Below are 15,239 nucleotides of genomic sequence, written 5' to 3'. Positions count from 1 at the left end.
GGTCTTCAAATATTGAAGGATGAATCAGGCAGTCAGTCAACCCATCGACTCGGCTGCTTGTTTGCTTCAAACTCCCCCTCCGATTCCGTCAGCGGAAAGTTTTGTTTGAAGATAGGCCTAATGGGTTAGAAGTATGCGGCAACTCCCGCCCACCCATAACCTATTGAGTTACGCTTTTTCGTCATTTGTTTATGACTACCGTGCTAGACAATTACCCTGCAATTATTGCACAGGTGTTGCTTGCCCCTGGCACCCCAACATTTTTCCGTCTTTGTTTGTTAGCACAGCTAAATCAGTAATGAGCCAATCACCTCTACTTACGAGGTTCCGAAAATTTAAAGTGGGCAACAGTGCTTTCGCACAGTGTCGCCCCCGCTTGTATTCGTTCTTCAAATCTCAATTTTATATCCGACACCCCATACCGTCTGAATGAGCTTATAGCCTAGCAATTTGTCCACTTTCTCTCGCAGGTTGCTGATGTGTACCATCACAGTATTATTGCCCTCATAATATTTTTCCTTCCATACCTTCTGGAAAATGTCTTCGGCGGGAAATACTTGCCCTGGATGACTTGCAAGTAAATATAAAATATCAAATTCTTTTGCGGTAAGGACGATTTTTTCTTCATTGTATCTTACTTCGTAACGTTTATGGTCGATCGTAAGTGGTCCAAATTGCAGGACAGAAGAACCCTGAGATGGATTGTTTTTTGCCGGATAGGCGCGTCTCAGAAGGGCCTTCACCCTTACAATTAACTCCAAAAGATGAAACGGCTTGGTCATATAATCATCTGCACCAATCAATAATCCTTCTATCTTGTCCATGTCCTCCGATTTGGCGCTTAGCATGAGAATAGGCACGTTCTCTGTCTTTCTAACTTCCTTAGAAAACGTAAGTCCGTCCATCTCAGGCATCATCACATCTACGATTACAAGGTCAATCTCTTGTTCCTGAAAGCATCGTAAAGCTTCCAATCCAGTAGCAGCTGTGAAGACGTTATGACCTTCTTGTCGAAGTGCAAGCTCCACGAGTCTTACAATTTCCGGATCGTCGTCTACCACCAATATGTTAGCGTTCATCGATGTTCTCCCTTTCAAACAAAGTAAAGAAAGCTGTCCCGCTCTCATCACTCTTCACCCAAATTTCCCCTTGATGAAGTTCTACAATATTTTTGGCTATGGCAAGCCCGAGACCTGAACCTTCTTCCGTACGAGCCTCATCTGCTCGATAAAAGCGTTCAAAAACATATGGAAGAGAGTGCTTAGGAATCGGTTTCCCGTAATTTTTTATTTCAATACAAATCCCTTTCTCGTCCTCCTGGAGTCGGATATCAAGCCACTTACCATCCGCGCCATATCGCAATGCGTTGTTTATAATATTTTCGTATACTCGTACGAGTTTCTCAGCATCTGCATAAAGCCAGACTTCGCGACCAGGTAAACTTAAACGAGCTTCCATCCGATTGGCTTTTAATTCAGGAATATACTGAGCAGCCAGCTGTTGGAGCAATCGAGTCATATTTATTTTTTCTTTATGAAGGGTTAGCTTCGGATTTTTTGTACGAACATACTCAAACAGTTCATTAACAAGGCGATCTAAATTTTTGCTCTTCTCATAGATGATAGACGTATAATAGCGCATTTCGACTTCATCTTTGTAACGATCCTGTTCAATAATATAGAGATAACCAAGAATTGAAGTTAATGGCGTGCGTAAATCATGGGAAACAGAAGTGATTAGCTCATTCTTCGATTCTTCTGCTGCTCTCTCCTGCTGCAGGGAGAGTTCTAGCTGATGAACAAGATTATTAATATTCTGTGCCAAATTTCCAATCAACGTATCCCGATCACTCACAGGTAATTTTACGTCCAATTTCCCTTCGGCCATCGATTGAAGCATTTGGGATACCTCTGTATAGTAACGAAATGACCGTCGAGACACAATAAACATGCTGAAAATGAGAAATAGGAAAAAAACAAAAAATATAATAGGAAACAACCTGGGGAATAGTCCGTTAAGTTCATAAACCAGGTTGATGACAAGGTTATATAGATCATCTGAAATAACTCTAATGATCAGAATAACAGCCATTAGTACAAAACAAGTTCCCCCTGCAAGCACTGCACTTATGCTGATAAACTTCGCCAGCTCCAATCGCATCCTATGATATGTAGATTCCATACAATTCACTCCATATTTAATTTTTATTAAAAATGATTAATACTCACAAAATCTAATGAACCTCAGTTCCAAGAATACTCGATCACTGCTTTTGTTTATGTAAAACTTTAAAATTCTTTAAATATACTTTACATATTCTAAACTTTCTCTTTGTAAGCTGAATAAGGAAATTAAGTTACTACGAAGGAGAGAGACTTTCATGGATTTGTTATACACTATTCCACCATTAGCCGTTTTGATACCTTTAGCACTACTGTATATCATTTTTAGGGTGATTACCTATAAAAACAAGAGAGTGACCTTACTTGAAATTTTATTTAGCGGCTATTCGTTGGGTGTCATTTATTTTGTCTTTTTACCTATTGAGCTGACCTTTGGGGTTCACCGCAATCAGGCTCCATGGTACAGCTCGATCAACTTTATTCCTATTCTAACCATTGATATGACAAGCTTTATATTAAATATTATCCTGTTCATTCCACTGGGTGTTTTCTTGTGGCTTGCGCCTCGCACCGTTTATTCCTTAAAACAAGCAATTCGGACGGGGTTGTCCGTATCATTTGGCATAGAGCTGATGCAGCTCATTATTAAACTATTACTTGGCAGCTCAAGAAGTATCGACATCAACGACTTGATAGCTAACACGATAGGATGCGTAGTAGGTTATTTCTTAATTAAACAAGCTATAAAATTCAAACCGTTTGCATCTCTTCTAAAATGGCTTCTCCCTATAAATCATCGGCTTTATAAGAAACTTTAGATAAAAAAAAGACAAGGCACTGAACGGTATGGATGCTTCCATTCGCAGTTCGATGCCTTGTTTTATTTACCGAAACGGCTTGTTTCATCATCTGCCATCATACGGACAAATTCCATGGACGCGGGGGAAATCTCATCGAAAGAAATTGCGATAACTCCGATCTCCCTGGTAATCACAGGCGTAACCGGCTTAACGGTGAGCCCATGGGACACGGAGGATAGCGTAAAGTCGAAAACAAGACCGATCCCGAGCCGTCTACGGACCATATGGATCAGGGTTTCGGCGGTTTGGACGGTCAAATTGCTTTCGAGATTTAAGTGGTGCTGCTGAAGTATGCTGTTCATCGCCGCCTCATGCCCGCCTTTACAATAAATCATGTCATGCTGGTACCTTCCGAGGTCGACAACCGCCGTATCGTGCAGCTCATGATCGTCCGGAATGATCGCCACCATGTGATCCTGAACCAGGCTATAGTGCTCAAATTCCGTAAACGGGGACGCGACAAGCCCAATTTCCACGGTACGGTCGGTGACCCATTCCTTGATCTGGTCGGATACCCCCTCATGGAGTTCAATTTGAACGTGAGGATACTTGGCCCGGAACCTGGCGATAGCCTCAGGAAGTAACAGGGACGACGCAGCGGGAAACGAGCCGATTTTGATTGTTCCAGATAAGAGCTGGCTCTCCCGGCTGGCTACCTGAAAAATGCGGTTTTCAATGGATTGCATCTGCCTCGCCAATACCAGAACCTCTCTGCCGACATCGGTCAGAATGATCCCCTTCTGCCTATCCCTCACAAACAGTCTCACTTGCAGCGCATCTTCAAGCTGTTTAATCGTCTTGCTCACAGCGGGTTGGGAAATAAACAACGCTTTCGCTGCTTCGGTAATGTTTAATTTCTCGGCGGCAGCCATAAAGACATTCAGGTGGTTCAAGTTTATTTTCATCGCGCACACCTTCATAACCACGTGGTTATTCCCTTTATTACAAATATGTATTTCAGTTATGTACTATTATAACTTATTCTAATTGCACGGCAATACGGAGACATCGCACGCATTTAAGGTTGTAAGGAGGAGATTATATTGATCGATCATGCAAAAACGGGGCTTTCTCAGACCTCGGAGGGCACCCGCGTATCTACTCGCCGCATCTGGTCTACAGCTTGGATCGTTACGGCTGTATTCATGCTGTCCAATTCAGCGACGCCGCTGTATGTCCAGTGGCAGACGGCGCTGGGATTCACGAATGGAACCCTAACGGTTATTTTTGCCGCTTATATCGCGGGCTTGCTTGGCAGCCTGCTCGCAGCCGGCCAGTTGTCCGACCGGTTCGGACGCAAGGCGGTGCTTTATCCGGGTCTTTTGGCTGCGGTGGCCGCCTGTGCGCTGTTCGCATCGGCCGAATCGGTCGGCATGCTGCTGGCAGCTCGGTTGCTGACAGGCATAGCCGTCGGCGTCATCGTTTCCGCCGGCATGGCGGCGGTAGTGGACTCCGGTGGACACAGCAAGAGACAACTGGCATCCCTTGCCGCTTCCGTGGCTATGGTCCTCGGAGCCGGACTCGGGCCGCTGCTGGCCGGAATGATGGCCCAATTTCTTGCGTACCCTGTTGTGCCTGTGTATTCCGCGCAATTAATCATTTTAGCGACAGCCTTTCTGGTGGCATCCCGTCTCCCTTCCCGGCGGCATCCTACGCACGGAGAATGGAAGCTGCGCTTCCCGTCGGTCCCTAAGGATAACCGTCTGCATTTAGCGATGGGAATATCCGTGTTTGCTCCGGGCATTACCTCGACTTCCTTTGTACTGTCTCTGGGTCCGCCGCTGCTGTCCAAGCTGCTGCATGTGACCAGTCCCTTGGTCGCTGGAGGAACGGCCTGTATCATGTTCTTGGCGGCCACGGGAATCCAATTCGTTGTCAAAAGGTTCTCCGTGCGCACTCTGTTTCTCATGGGTAGTGCGGTTATCCTTTTGTCCATGAGCTGCCTGGTATCTGCTGTTATGTTATCGGCACCAGCAATCCTTGTAATAGCTGCGGTATTCGCAGGTGTTGGACAGGGGTTGGGGCAGCTTGGAGGCCTCACGCTGATCAGCTTGCATGTCCCGGAACATCGCCGCGCCGAAGCCAATGCGGTACTGAATATCGGAGGATACGTACCTGCCGCGCTGCTGCCCATCGGAACAGGTTTTTTGATCGATATGACCAGCATCTCCCTGGGTGCCTCGCTGTTTGCGGCTGTAATTGCGGCAGCTTCGGTCGCAGGGGCCGTTTTTGTAACCTTGAAGTTTAATAAAAGATAAAGACTAGAGACGGTTATCTCCATGGGCTGAACGATTCAAACATGCGGTAAACCAGGCGAATATAATTTGACTTTAACGTAGCGTTAACCCTTAAAGTGATTCTAAAGGGTGGATGCAATAGAGGAATTTTTCAATTTGATGATAATTAGCGAAGGTGAGCTTTAATATGCAGAATATAGAGCGACAAGCACAGAAAAAAGGCGTGAAGTTGAAGGCTTATGGTCAATGCCAATTTTGTGGATCAAACACTGCTGGTGGAGTTATTGAATGTTTTGACATTTTCAATCATATAGCAAGTCATTTTGTAGGAGGAAATGGTCTTTCTCGATTTATATATACTGATGCACATTGTCTGCAGCATTCGGAGGTTCATGGCAGATGGAACAACAATTTGCATCTCACCAGACAGTATTTAATTCTTGAAAGAAATATAGATTGGGAGTATTCGAAAACACCGCTGTTGAGCAATATGATGGATAAATACAAATTGTCGCACCCGGATGCTTTGATCCCTGCATTGCCCTTACTTGAAAGAGGGCATTTAACAGTTACGGACTTACTAGGGCTTAAACAGAGCGAACTCGAGTCGATGCTATTAAAATGGGCAAATGATGTATACCATGCATACCAACGATATCATCAAATTGCTAAAATTGTGGGTGATCTCTATATCAACAAATATGAACGATAAAAACGGAGGACAACATGAATGTTATCAATATTGGATATGACGCAACCAATTATTATGCAATTGAGCACCAACAGAAGTATCTATTCATCGATACAGGCATGCCTGGAACGCTTGGGAAAATGACGAGTCAATTGCGAAAGCATGGGATCAACCTGAATGCTGTTCAGCACTTGATTGTAACTCACTTTCATCCTGATCATTGTGGAATTGCACAGGATCTGCAATCGTTGGGCGTTGAATTCATGGTTAGCAGAAATCAACTGGAATTTCTTGAATCTGCAAATAAATCCTTGAAAAAGTTTCCCAATTATAATGAAATTGAAATCGATCCTAAAAACATCATCAACGAAAACGATAAATCAGCATTCACGAACAGGTTGGGTATACCTGGCTGCATTCTACACACACCTGGTCACTCGGAAGATTCCATTAGTATTGTTATCGAAGGGTTAGGTCTTTTTACAGGGGATTTGCCTTTCCCCAACCATTTTATGATCGAATCGAACGAGAAGGTGGATCGCAGCTGGTCACAGCTAAGAAGTACGAATGAAAAAAAGGTATTCCCAGGGCATGGGGCTCCCATAACACTTTGAAGATTGAATGAGCCGGACCTGTAAGCCTCGAATCATCGCAACTCCAATATTAGATAATCGTCCCTCAAATGTTGATGGCCAATCTGGACAATGTTATTTCTCTTTTGAAACAGACATCCTGATGCTATTGTGTTTGTTGTCTCCAATATAATCTGTCTTGCTGAGAATGAATGGTTAACGTGGTCCCATAAAATAAGAAAGCCGCGTGCATGCGGCTTTGTAAAATCTACAATACTACTCGCCTCAATTAGATTTCGTCCCCGTTACTTTGAAGTAAATTTGGTAAGGCTCGTACCCGATATCCCGAATTCGTTTGAACGTGATGGCAGGATCTTGGTTGACTGTCTTGAAAAAATAACGCCAACTCCCCCACTCGCGCTCATTCTCATTCTCGATGGCGGACGCGATATCCTCATCCTTCACATGGAGCTGCCGTTCCGTCTCGCACATGCCCGCCAGCACTTCCGGCCCGTATCGGAAAGCGCCCGTCCGTTCGTCGTCCGGCAGTGGAACAAATCGAATGCCGATTGGCAGCATAATCGATACGGTATCGCCTTCCTTCCATGCTCTGTGAATGTCGTAGAACCTGCCGCTGTCCTGAGTCGTCCCCTGCAAACGGTTATTGACGTATACGGAAGCCTCCGCCATAATCCACTCCGGTATGCGGAAGCGGAGCGTAAATGTTGTCGGTGCAGCAGCGGATACAATGAAATCGTACTTCCGGAAGGCAGGCATATTTTCATTCGTCGCCGCCGTATCATTAATGGCTTGATAACCGGCTGTGTTCGACGAGGATAGCAGGCTGCCGCTCATTTTGTCCTGTGTCTGTACGATCCGTATGTCGTTACCATGGATGCTTGAGCGCATCTCGGAATCGAAATATTGACTGATATAGACGATATCCCCTTCCTGATAATAAATTCCCTTGTTCCAGGCCGCATTCGCCTGAACCATCGTGCCATGGCAGCAGAAGAAGCTGTCGGTTTCCGTGCTCCATTCCTTGCGCAGACCGGCCTTCATGGGAAGGAAATAGGTCAGCAGTCCGGTATGGGGATGCTTATGCTGACTGCCCGTCAAGCCATATTCCTGATAATAGGCTTGCGCCATAATGCCATTGTACAGATTGTATTCGATATATTGCGCGTAGGACGGATCGCCCGTTTGACGAAATAAGAACTCGGCCAGCCGGATCATGTTATAGACCGTGCAATGCTCTTGATTTTTGTCACCCAGACGCGCCTTCATCTTCATCTTGGGCATCCAGACCTCACCAGCGGTTTGACCGCCTGTCGCAAGGCTTCCCCTTTCCGTAACCGCGCATTTCCAATACGCTTGGACGATGGAAAGCCACCTTTCGTCTCCGGTAACCTCATAAGCTCTCGCACAGCCGAGCACCTCCGGGATTGTGGTGTTGGCATGCATATTCGTAAGGGGATCCTTGCCCTCCAGCAAGGGTTGAAACAGCCGGCTGCGATAATAGCGTTCCAGCAGCACACGATATTTGTCCGCCCCGGTTATGTGCAGCAGATCAGCCCATACCTCAAGCAACCCGCCTGTCTCCACATCGAGAATATCGTCGAATTGATCTCTTGTAAAAGTGCTGCTCCAATTAACAAACCAGTCCGCGAACCGATCCACGATATCGAGCGCCTGTCGATTACCGGCATATTGCCAGGCATCGACCAGTCCCATCAATATTTTATGCAGATTGTATTGGGGCGCCCAGATGCTTTTGCCGCTTGCAATCCAGTGCAGATACTTTTCGGGAATCGGACCGACCCACTGCCCGCCGTTATCCCGTTGGCATTCATGCAGCTCCTGCACGATCGCATCCAGTTTGGCCTTTAATTCCATGTCGCCGCTTTTTTCGTAATGCATCGCCGCGCCCGACAACCAATGACCAAGAAAATGTCCGCGCAATTGGCAGACCGGCGTCTCCCAACCGCCGTGCGCACCTTCGGGAATCGTTCTGCCGTGAAATCTGCCGGCCTCCAATTGATAATTGAACAACAGATGACCGCTGTCCAGCTTCATCAGATAGCTTCTGTTCGCTCGTTCCCTGCGAATAAGATCATGCTCTTTCAAAATGACCTGTTTGCCCATCAATGCTTTCATTGTATCCCTCCTGTCGAGATGTCGGCCGGGCGGGCTGTAACCTTTCAGCCCACCGAAATGCTTTTCGTAAAGTATTTTTGTTCCCTTATAACGTAGAATCCGAAAATGAGATCCATCCTTGCCCGCGTCACCGGTCCGGATAGCCGGCCCTATTATCGGATTGAAACACATGATGTTCCCCCAGCCACAGTATGATCGCATCTTAAAAATTCGGGATCAGGGATAGTATAGAGGACTGACTTTTGCCGGAAAATGATTTATACTTGCTTTTACTTGATCAATTCTATTATTGCGAGGATTGCGAGGAAACGATGACAACGATTTACTATGTCGGATACGGTGCGGCCCATCCCGGTGATTTCCTTTATGATTTTCCGGAGGGCCATGATTTTTGGTTGCTTATTTTGACGCATACTCCGGCCGAAATCTGGGTGCAGGGCAGCGTCAGGGAATACCCGGCCCATTGCGCCGTGCTTTTTCGGCCTGGACAGAAAATCTGGTATCGCGCCTGTGTGGAGCAATTCGTCAACGACTGGGTGCGCTTCGATACCGACGAATCCTACTTGACGGAAACGACGCTGCCGTTAGGCGTTCCGCTGCCGTTGATAGACCCCGGCTACTTCAGCAGGCTGTTTCAACTGCTCGCTACCGAGCATTTCTTCCAGTACGACTATCGGGAATTGTCGATCGATTATTTGCTCCGGCTGATGTTCCATAAACTGCTGGAGGCCGCCCGGGAGACGGACAGGCAGCCGGACGAGCATCAATTGCTGGAGCTTCGCAAGCGGGTTCACAATAATCCCGGCTTTGCATGGTCCGTTCCGGTCATGGCGGAATCCGTCCATCTGAGTCCGAGTTATTTGCAGGCCTTGTATAAATCCGCCTTCGGCGTCTCATGCATGGAAGATGTCATTCAGAGCAGGGTCCGACTGGCCAAAGAACGGCTGTTATACGGTTCGCAGAGGATCGCTGACATTGCAACATTGTGCGGCTACCGGAATGTCGAGCACTTCTCCAGACAATTTCGCCAAATTGCTGGCTGCACTCCACGCGCCTTCCGCAGCTCCGCAGGTGCGGCAGCTGAACAAACCTAAGCCTGCATGTCCCTCCTCATTCAATCGGGGGTAAGAAATTGTAGCCGATAAAATAAGCCGCTAAGTTAGCGGCTTTATATGAGACCATGTTCTAGTGTCTCGACATTTATTGAACAACTCCCTTTGGTTTCAATGAGATCCCTGATGCGAAATTTATTTAGTTCGCAGACGCTCGAACATGTCCATGGCTTGAACCGGCGTTGGGATAGTCAATACATTTTTCTCAGCAAAATCATTGGCTTGCGGATCTTGACTTGCTCTAATCTCATTCGCGGCATTCTCCAAGTCATATAACGTGCATTTATGCTCGAACCCGCTTGGGGTGATCAGGAGCCAATAAGCACCCGATCGTTCAGCAAATGGCATACCAACACTTCCTGCATTCATAACCCGAATCCCGTCTATTTGTATTTCAAACTGTATATGTGTATGTCCGCAAACCACATCCGGTTGATTAACTTCGCGAAAAATTTCTTTCAAGCGTTCCATTGGCGTTATTGGAGTAAATATTTCTTCGTCACTTGTAGGTGTAGCATGGCAAAAAAGAATTTCTCTACCTGAATCATTGAGGGGTTGTATTAAACGCTCAGGTAATTGAGCGAGAAAATCTCGATGAGATGGATTTAATTGTTTGGCCACCCATTCTAATTTCTCTCTCCCTTTCTCCGACATATCCGAGCGAAGAGGCTTTCCGTCGTATATCACGACCACTTCCCTATCATTGTTTCCACGTATAAACTTAACGGGATACTTAAGTTGCAAGAGACGCTCTAATGTTTGGACCGGCATTGGACCGGCTACAATATCTCCACCAACAATGATTAAATCAGGTTGTACTTGATCCAGTTCGGAAATTACGGCATTAAGGGCTGGCAAATTACCGTGGATATCATAGAGCGCGGCTATTTTCATATTATCGACCTCAATATTCTCTAAGATTAATAACTTCCAGCAGTTCCAAACGGAGAAGGAACGATGTTCGAATCCAAAATAAGAGGTATCCCTAGTCATACTCTTTATGGCCTGAGGGCTTCAGGATTAAACAACTGGAGAAGAAATGCTTGCAAGTTCCTTAAACTCCTTAACATTATGCAGAGCATGCGAGAGTTCATTACAACGCACAATCTTGCGGTTTTTTATTTCAAAAATGGCGATAAGCTCAATCAATCCCCGGGTTCCGCTTTTCTTGGTAACGTCTACGGTGTATCGCAATGTCAAAGTCTGAAGCTCTTCGTCATAGAGGGCATCGTAAAAAGGAGAAACGATAATTTTGTCTACTGTAGCTTTTAATGTAGTCAGATGCTTCTTAAATTCTTCTATGTTAATCTTTTTGCCATCAGTTACTTGATAGTAATCGTTATGGAAGTAATTGGGTAATTTATCAAAATCAAAATTAACTACAATGTCGGTATACATTTGCGAGATAAAACGAATAGCTTCGTGCTTGTTCATATTGGTCCTCCTGCAGGGTTTATTTGGATTCTGAAGTCATCAGTTGCCACATGTTAAGGAAGCGAATAATCACATCGATTTCGTTATCATTGAAATGACTGAACAAGTCGTAGTACTTCTCTTCAGCCTGGGAATGCAGCTTGTCATGCTCTGCAGCCAACTGCTCCCCTTGATCTGTTACTTCATAATATATTTCTTTGAGATTGTCCGTTTTCTTTACAGTTACAATTAATTGGTGTTGAATCAATGTATTTATGGCTTTGGTTATAGCGGGTTTTGATAAATTTAGTTCCGCGGCTAAAGACGTATTATTCAATTGACATGGGTGACGCTTTACTAAAGATAAGATGTGAAGTTGTGTCATGGTCCATTTTTTCACAGAGCTTGAATCAACAGCACGCTCAGTCAACATGTTCTGAGTCCGTAAACTTTTCTCTCTATTCATAATGAAATGTTGGACAGCTTCAATCGCTTCTTTGCGTTTATTTGAGCTCATGGGAGTCACCGCCTCCGAGAATATTGTTAACCGTTTAACAATATTAGTTTACCAGTTAACAAAAAAATGTCAAGAAACTAGTCTCCTCCATCACATTAGAAAGTATAATAACTTGATAAAAAGCCGCCAAAAATGATGTTATCCCTTTTAAGTAGACCTTATGTAAGAAGCTCATTTAAGTCTAATACTCTTCTTTCCTATCCTTATTTGAACAGCCAGCAGTTATAAACATGCTAATTAACATACACAGCAAAATTTTTCTCAAGAACTAAACCTCCCCCAAGTTGTTGAAAAAATAGGGACAAGTCTAGGATTGGTTGGTTTAAACAACGGAACTTTGAGTTACTCACGAATTACTTTCTTTATGTTCTCAACACTAATGTCATCCCACACAATGACGTGACACTTATTTCTTTTAAGTCTTTCAAGTGCGCCATACCTGTGATTTCCATCACGTACACTCAGTACTCCATTCCTATTTTCAGCAATCAATGGAGGCATATCCCATCCACCTTCTATACGTTGACATATTTGATTTATGTTATAGTCCCACCATTCTTCATTCTCAACATACTCCATCCGTAATTCAGGTCCAACCACCCTTTTTAGAATTGATAATTCGACTTCTATAGGACCAACCCAATGTCTTTTACGGCTTTTTAAACCTTCCGATAGACCAACATTGTCTCCCTCTCCGTTCAAGAAAAGATGGACCCAGGTCTCAATATCACCCTTTAACGCATACTCCTTTGCTGCTGTTAAAGTAAACATCGTCATAGTTCTATACGCGTCTCCTTTGAAAAAAAGGTACTTTGTTTGTATTTACTATGGTTAGCCCTCATACCGACGCCTAATTTTAAATTTATCGTCATAAACTTCATAACAAAGGATGTCATGTTGCTCAAAATTATTCGTAGATAGCCAATCAATAATTCAGCTGTTTCATTTATCTTACCTATACTCCCAACACCAATGATATATTTATGGATTGACTCCCAAGAGGCTTCCCCCTCTTCCTCCATTGTGTGAACACATTGTTATAGGATGCCGTTGTCCTCTTTGAAATGCTTTATCAATTTCAATCTATTTTATCTTTTAAAGTACGCATAGATTTTCTAATATTTCCTCACAATTACCTGGAATCCAATAATCGTTATTCAATAAGTATGGTGGGCATTCTTTATTAATTGCAATTAGCTTACCAGTAGAGTTAGCATTGCGATACTTATCAGTCAGATTCATATTCCCCTCTTCTCCAAGTCCAATAGTTAGCAGAACATCATATTCACACAAATTGTCCACTTCATTTTTTGGATCGGTATAGTATTTAGGAATGACTCCTGTTTTCTCATGAAGACCATCAAGGTTTCCTGTAATCAAATCACAACAAATGGAGCTATATAAATCAGCAATTCTTAAATGAGAAATCGAGGGTTCCGAGTTTACGAAAAGCCCATGTAGCTTTATTACTTTACTCAGTCGTTTTTCCGAATTGTTATTTATGAGTTCGATTATATAATCATTAGTTGGATTAAAAGATTCGTCTATAAGTTGGTTAAGCAGAGACATGTCCGGTACGCCTGATGAAACGGATATTCCTGCTCCAGTAAACATTAATACATTCTTGGCGTCTGATAATAATTCGGCAAGCTCGCTTACATTGATGGTTTGAGGGGGATTTGTCGGGTCAACCTGGACAAACTGGTTCTCATTGTTCTGATGATTCTGATTATTTTTCTGCAAAAAGGAATCCAACGTACGTTTAACTATGTCCGCATGATTCGGAGAATACCAGTGTTTCTTCCCATCCTCATATTCCTTGAAAGGGGTATTACGATTGATTATTTCAGATGCCAATTTAGAGATTGATTTAGGAAATTCCTTCTCCGTTATTAATGCAAAATAAAGTCCAATGTTGCCTTCATAAATATAAGCGCCGCGCTCAATAAAGTAACCTTCTTGATTCAAATCATTCAAACTAAAGATAATTTCCACGGATAATCCCCCCTGTCCAAGCATGCGCATTTTGGAGTTTAATTTTCGTTTGTACGCTGAATGCATTTTGCTACTTTTATCTACGAACTTCGTAAAAAACTCGGTATTGAAAAGTATTCGCGAAGCTATTGAACTCCCCCTGCCTGTTAGCTGAATAAATTATAATGAAACATGTGGTAGAATACCTTTTGAACGGGTAATCGGATAAAGTAACAATCCTGCTCGGCAATCCTTATGTTTAAAATGAGCTTGGTAAAAACAGCTGAGCTGCAGGCCGCTGATAAGGTCTCCACCCGCTTTCGTGTAAAAAAAGGCAAACGGTCACACTGACCGGCTGCCTTATTCATTCTATCAAATTATCGTTATTCTTTCGCAATAAGACCCACCGTCGTTTTTACAAAAAGAGTCAGGTATTTGCAAGCAATTATCTTTTGTTTTGAAGTTTATCGACTATTATATTCGAGAATATTAGCGATACAAGAATAGAGAGCGCAATATAGATGACATCGATCAAGTTTTGATAAAGTTGATTCCCAAAAATATATAGATCAGAAACAAAGTACTTACCAACAAAATACAAAATTAAAAAAAGAGTAATAAAAATAAGCACTTTAGCAAATAATTTCATTCTGTACACCACACTTTGCTTTTCTAAGTAGTTTTTATTAAGAACATCCTGTGGAAGTTCCTCGCTATACTGTGGTCTAACGGCTATTTTCCAAATCTCTGTTATACGGGATCGACTGCCTCTAGGTTCGAAGCTTGATTACGTTGCTATCGGATGGCTTTTCCTTCTTCGAATTATCTAATTTCACTAATAACTTTTATTTGTTGAATAATATCCATGTTATTACTGGAGTCCTTAATGTCAAACAGATAATTCGCTTCATCTTTACTAGGTCCTATCTCTGTCGATTTCTCTTGTCTCTCCAATACTTCCAAAAAGCTCGAAGCACTTCTAAATAGATCTTTACTTCTTTGAGTTTGTATTACACGTTCTTTCAGTAGATCAATTGGTAGATCAAAGTAAACGATAATGCTTTCAAATCCTTTGTCCCGAAAATGCCGGAGAACATTTGTTCTTCCAGATTTATTTAAATTGGAATTACTCAAGATAATGTGGAAATTGCTTTGCTCAATAGCATATTTAACAATCGCATTAGTTACAGAGAACTTTAAAGTGTTTGGACCCTCTATAGGCAGAAGTTTCTTATAATGACTATTAATAAATTCAGCATGATTATCTTGATCAATGACAATGGCTTGTTGTAATACAGATTCTAATTCTTTAGCGAAAGTGGTCTTTCCACTATGCGTTTTCCCAACCGTCATGATTACGAGGCGTTTCATAAAATACTCTCCAATCAAGAGATCTAATGATCCCATCATATTTTTTACCAATCATTCACACAACGTTTCCGTGTTTCCGACGTTTTGTTCCGTTATTTGCCTCAAGACTCCATCGTAAGTATATTAATCGTTTTTATCTCCCTCTTCACCACTATCATGAAAGAGAATTCTATCTCCATCGGCAATTAATGCCCAACCACTGTGAATATACT

At 43.3% G+C, this 15,239-nt stretch carries 15 protein-coding genes; 5 read left to right on the top strand and 10 right to left on the bottom strand.

What is annotated here, in order from left to right; translation table 11 throughout:
* Positions 1 to 389: 389 nt before the first annotated feature.
* Positions 390 to 1,079, bottom strand: a complete 690-nt coding sequence (locus BBD41_RS29305) for a response regulator transcription factor (protein ID WP_077566375.1) — start codon at positions 1,077 to 1,079, stop codon at positions 390 to 392.
* Positions 1,069 to 2,181 (bottom strand): sensor histidine kinase, encoded by a 1,113-nt coding sequence (locus tag BBD41_RS29300; protein WP_099480304.1) that lies wholly within the window; start codon positions 2,179 to 2,181, stop codon positions 1,069 to 1,071. The genes BBD41_RS29305 and BBD41_RS29300 overlap by 11 nt, the downstream gene beginning before the upstream one ends.
* Positions 2,182 to 2,380: 199 nt before the next feature.
* Here BBD41_RS29300 and BBD41_RS29295 point away from each other — a divergent pair, with 199 nt between their 5' ends.
* Positions 2,381 to 2,941 carry a VanZ family protein gene (locus BBD41_RS29295; RefSeq protein WP_007128001.1) on the top strand — a complete coding sequence of 187 codons (561 nt, stop codon included), beginning with the start codon at positions 2,381 to 2,383 and terminating at the stop codon, positions 2,939 to 2,941.
* 62 nt (positions 2,942 to 3,003) lie between these two features.
* Here BBD41_RS29295 and BBD41_RS29290 read toward each other — a convergent pair whose 3' ends face one another.
* On the bottom strand, positions 3,004 to 3,888 hold the full coding sequence (locus tag BBD41_RS29290; RefSeq protein WP_099480302.1) for a LysR family transcriptional regulator: 885 nt from the start codon (positions 3,886 to 3,888) through the stop codon (positions 3,004 to 3,006).
* A gap of 138 nt (positions 3,889 to 4,026) precedes the next feature.
* Between BBD41_RS29290 and BBD41_RS29285 the strand changes: the two genes are divergently transcribed.
* The 3 genes from BBD41_RS29285 to BBD41_RS29275 all read left to right on the top strand — a co-directional run bounded on the left by BBD41_RS29285 (position 4,027) and on the right by BBD41_RS29275 (position 6,525).
* Positions 4,027 to 5,241, top strand: coding sequence for an MFS transporter (locus tag BBD41_RS29285; protein WP_099480300.1), 1,215 nt, complete (start codon positions 4,027 to 4,029; stop codon positions 5,239 to 5,241).
* Between the two features lie 166 nt (positions 5,242 to 5,407).
* Positions 5,408 to 5,932: a DUF5946 family protein gene (locus tag BBD41_RS29280; protein ID WP_077566380.1), complete on the top strand. Its 525-nt coding sequence runs from the start codon at positions 5,408 to 5,410 to the stop codon at positions 5,930 to 5,932.
* Positions 5,933 to 5,946: 14 nt separating this feature from the next.
* The gene (locus tag BBD41_RS29275; RefSeq protein ID WP_099480298.1) at positions 5,947 to 6,525 is read left to right on the top strand and encodes an MBL fold metallo-hydrolase; all 579 of its coding nucleotides are present in this window, start codon (positions 5,947 to 5,949) and stop codon (positions 6,523 to 6,525) included.
* 243 nt (positions 6,526 to 6,768) lie between these two features.
* Here BBD41_RS29275 and BBD41_RS29270 read toward each other — a convergent pair whose 3' ends face one another.
* Positions 6,769 to 8,640, bottom strand: a complete 1,872-nt coding sequence (locus tag BBD41_RS29270; protein WP_099480296.1) for a beta-L-arabinofuranosidase domain-containing protein — start codon at positions 8,638 to 8,640, stop codon at positions 6,769 to 6,771.
* Between the two features lie 311 nt (positions 8,641 to 8,951).
* Here BBD41_RS29270 and BBD41_RS29265 point away from each other — a divergent pair, with 311 nt between their 5' ends.
* Positions 8,952 to 9,734 (top strand): helix-turn-helix transcriptional regulator, encoded by a 783-nt coding sequence (locus BBD41_RS29265; RefSeq protein ID WP_167392999.1) that lies wholly within the window; start codon positions 8,952 to 8,954, stop codon positions 9,732 to 9,734.
* A 153-nt stretch (positions 9,735 to 9,887) separates the two neighbouring features.
* Here BBD41_RS29265 and BBD41_RS29260 read toward each other — a convergent pair whose 3' ends face one another.
* The 6 genes from BBD41_RS29260 to BBD41_RS29225 form a co-directional block, all read right to left on the bottom strand.
* The gene (locus BBD41_RS29260) at positions 9,888 to 10,646 is read right to left on the bottom strand and encodes a metallophosphoesterase family protein (protein ID WP_099480292.1); all 759 of its coding nucleotides are present in this window, start codon (positions 10,644 to 10,646) and stop codon (positions 9,888 to 9,890) included.
* A 126-nt stretch (positions 10,647 to 10,772) separates the two neighbouring features.
* Complete coding sequence (locus tag BBD41_RS29255; protein WP_099480290.1) at positions 10,773 to 11,186, bottom strand: metallopeptidase; 414 nt, start codon at positions 11,184 to 11,186, stop codon at positions 10,773 to 10,775.
* A gap of 19 nt (positions 11,187 to 11,205) precedes the next feature.
* The gene (locus tag BBD41_RS29250; RefSeq protein WP_237086967.1) at positions 11,206 to 11,682 is read right to left on the bottom strand and encodes a MarR family transcriptional regulator; all 477 of its coding nucleotides are present in this window, start codon (positions 11,680 to 11,682) and stop codon (positions 11,206 to 11,208) included.
* Between the two features lie 342 nt (positions 11,683 to 12,024).
* Positions 12,025 to 12,459: a ParB N-terminal domain-containing protein gene (locus BBD41_RS29245; protein ID WP_099480288.1), complete on the bottom strand. Its 435-nt coding sequence runs from the start codon at positions 12,457 to 12,459 to the stop codon at positions 12,025 to 12,027.
* 318 nt (positions 12,460 to 12,777) lie between these two features.
* Positions 12,778 to 13,677, bottom strand: coding sequence for a Sir2 family NAD-dependent protein deacetylase (locus BBD41_RS29235; protein ID WP_157929351.1), 900 nt, complete (start codon positions 13,675 to 13,677; stop codon positions 12,778 to 12,780).
* 801 nt (positions 13,678 to 14,478) lie between these two features.
* Positions 14,479 to 15,027, bottom strand: coding sequence for an ATP-binding protein (locus tag BBD41_RS29225; RefSeq protein ID WP_077566390.1), 549 nt, complete (start codon positions 15,025 to 15,027; stop codon positions 14,479 to 14,481).
* Between the last annotated feature and the right edge of the window lie 212 nt (positions 15,028 to 15,239).

The sequence above is a fragment of the Paenibacillus ihbetae genome (assembly GCF_002741055.1).
GTDB lineage: Bacteria > Bacillota > Bacilli > Paenibacillales > Paenibacillaceae > Paenibacillus_AQ > Paenibacillus_AQ ihbetae.
This window is presented reverse-complemented; position numbering and strand designations above follow the sequence as displayed.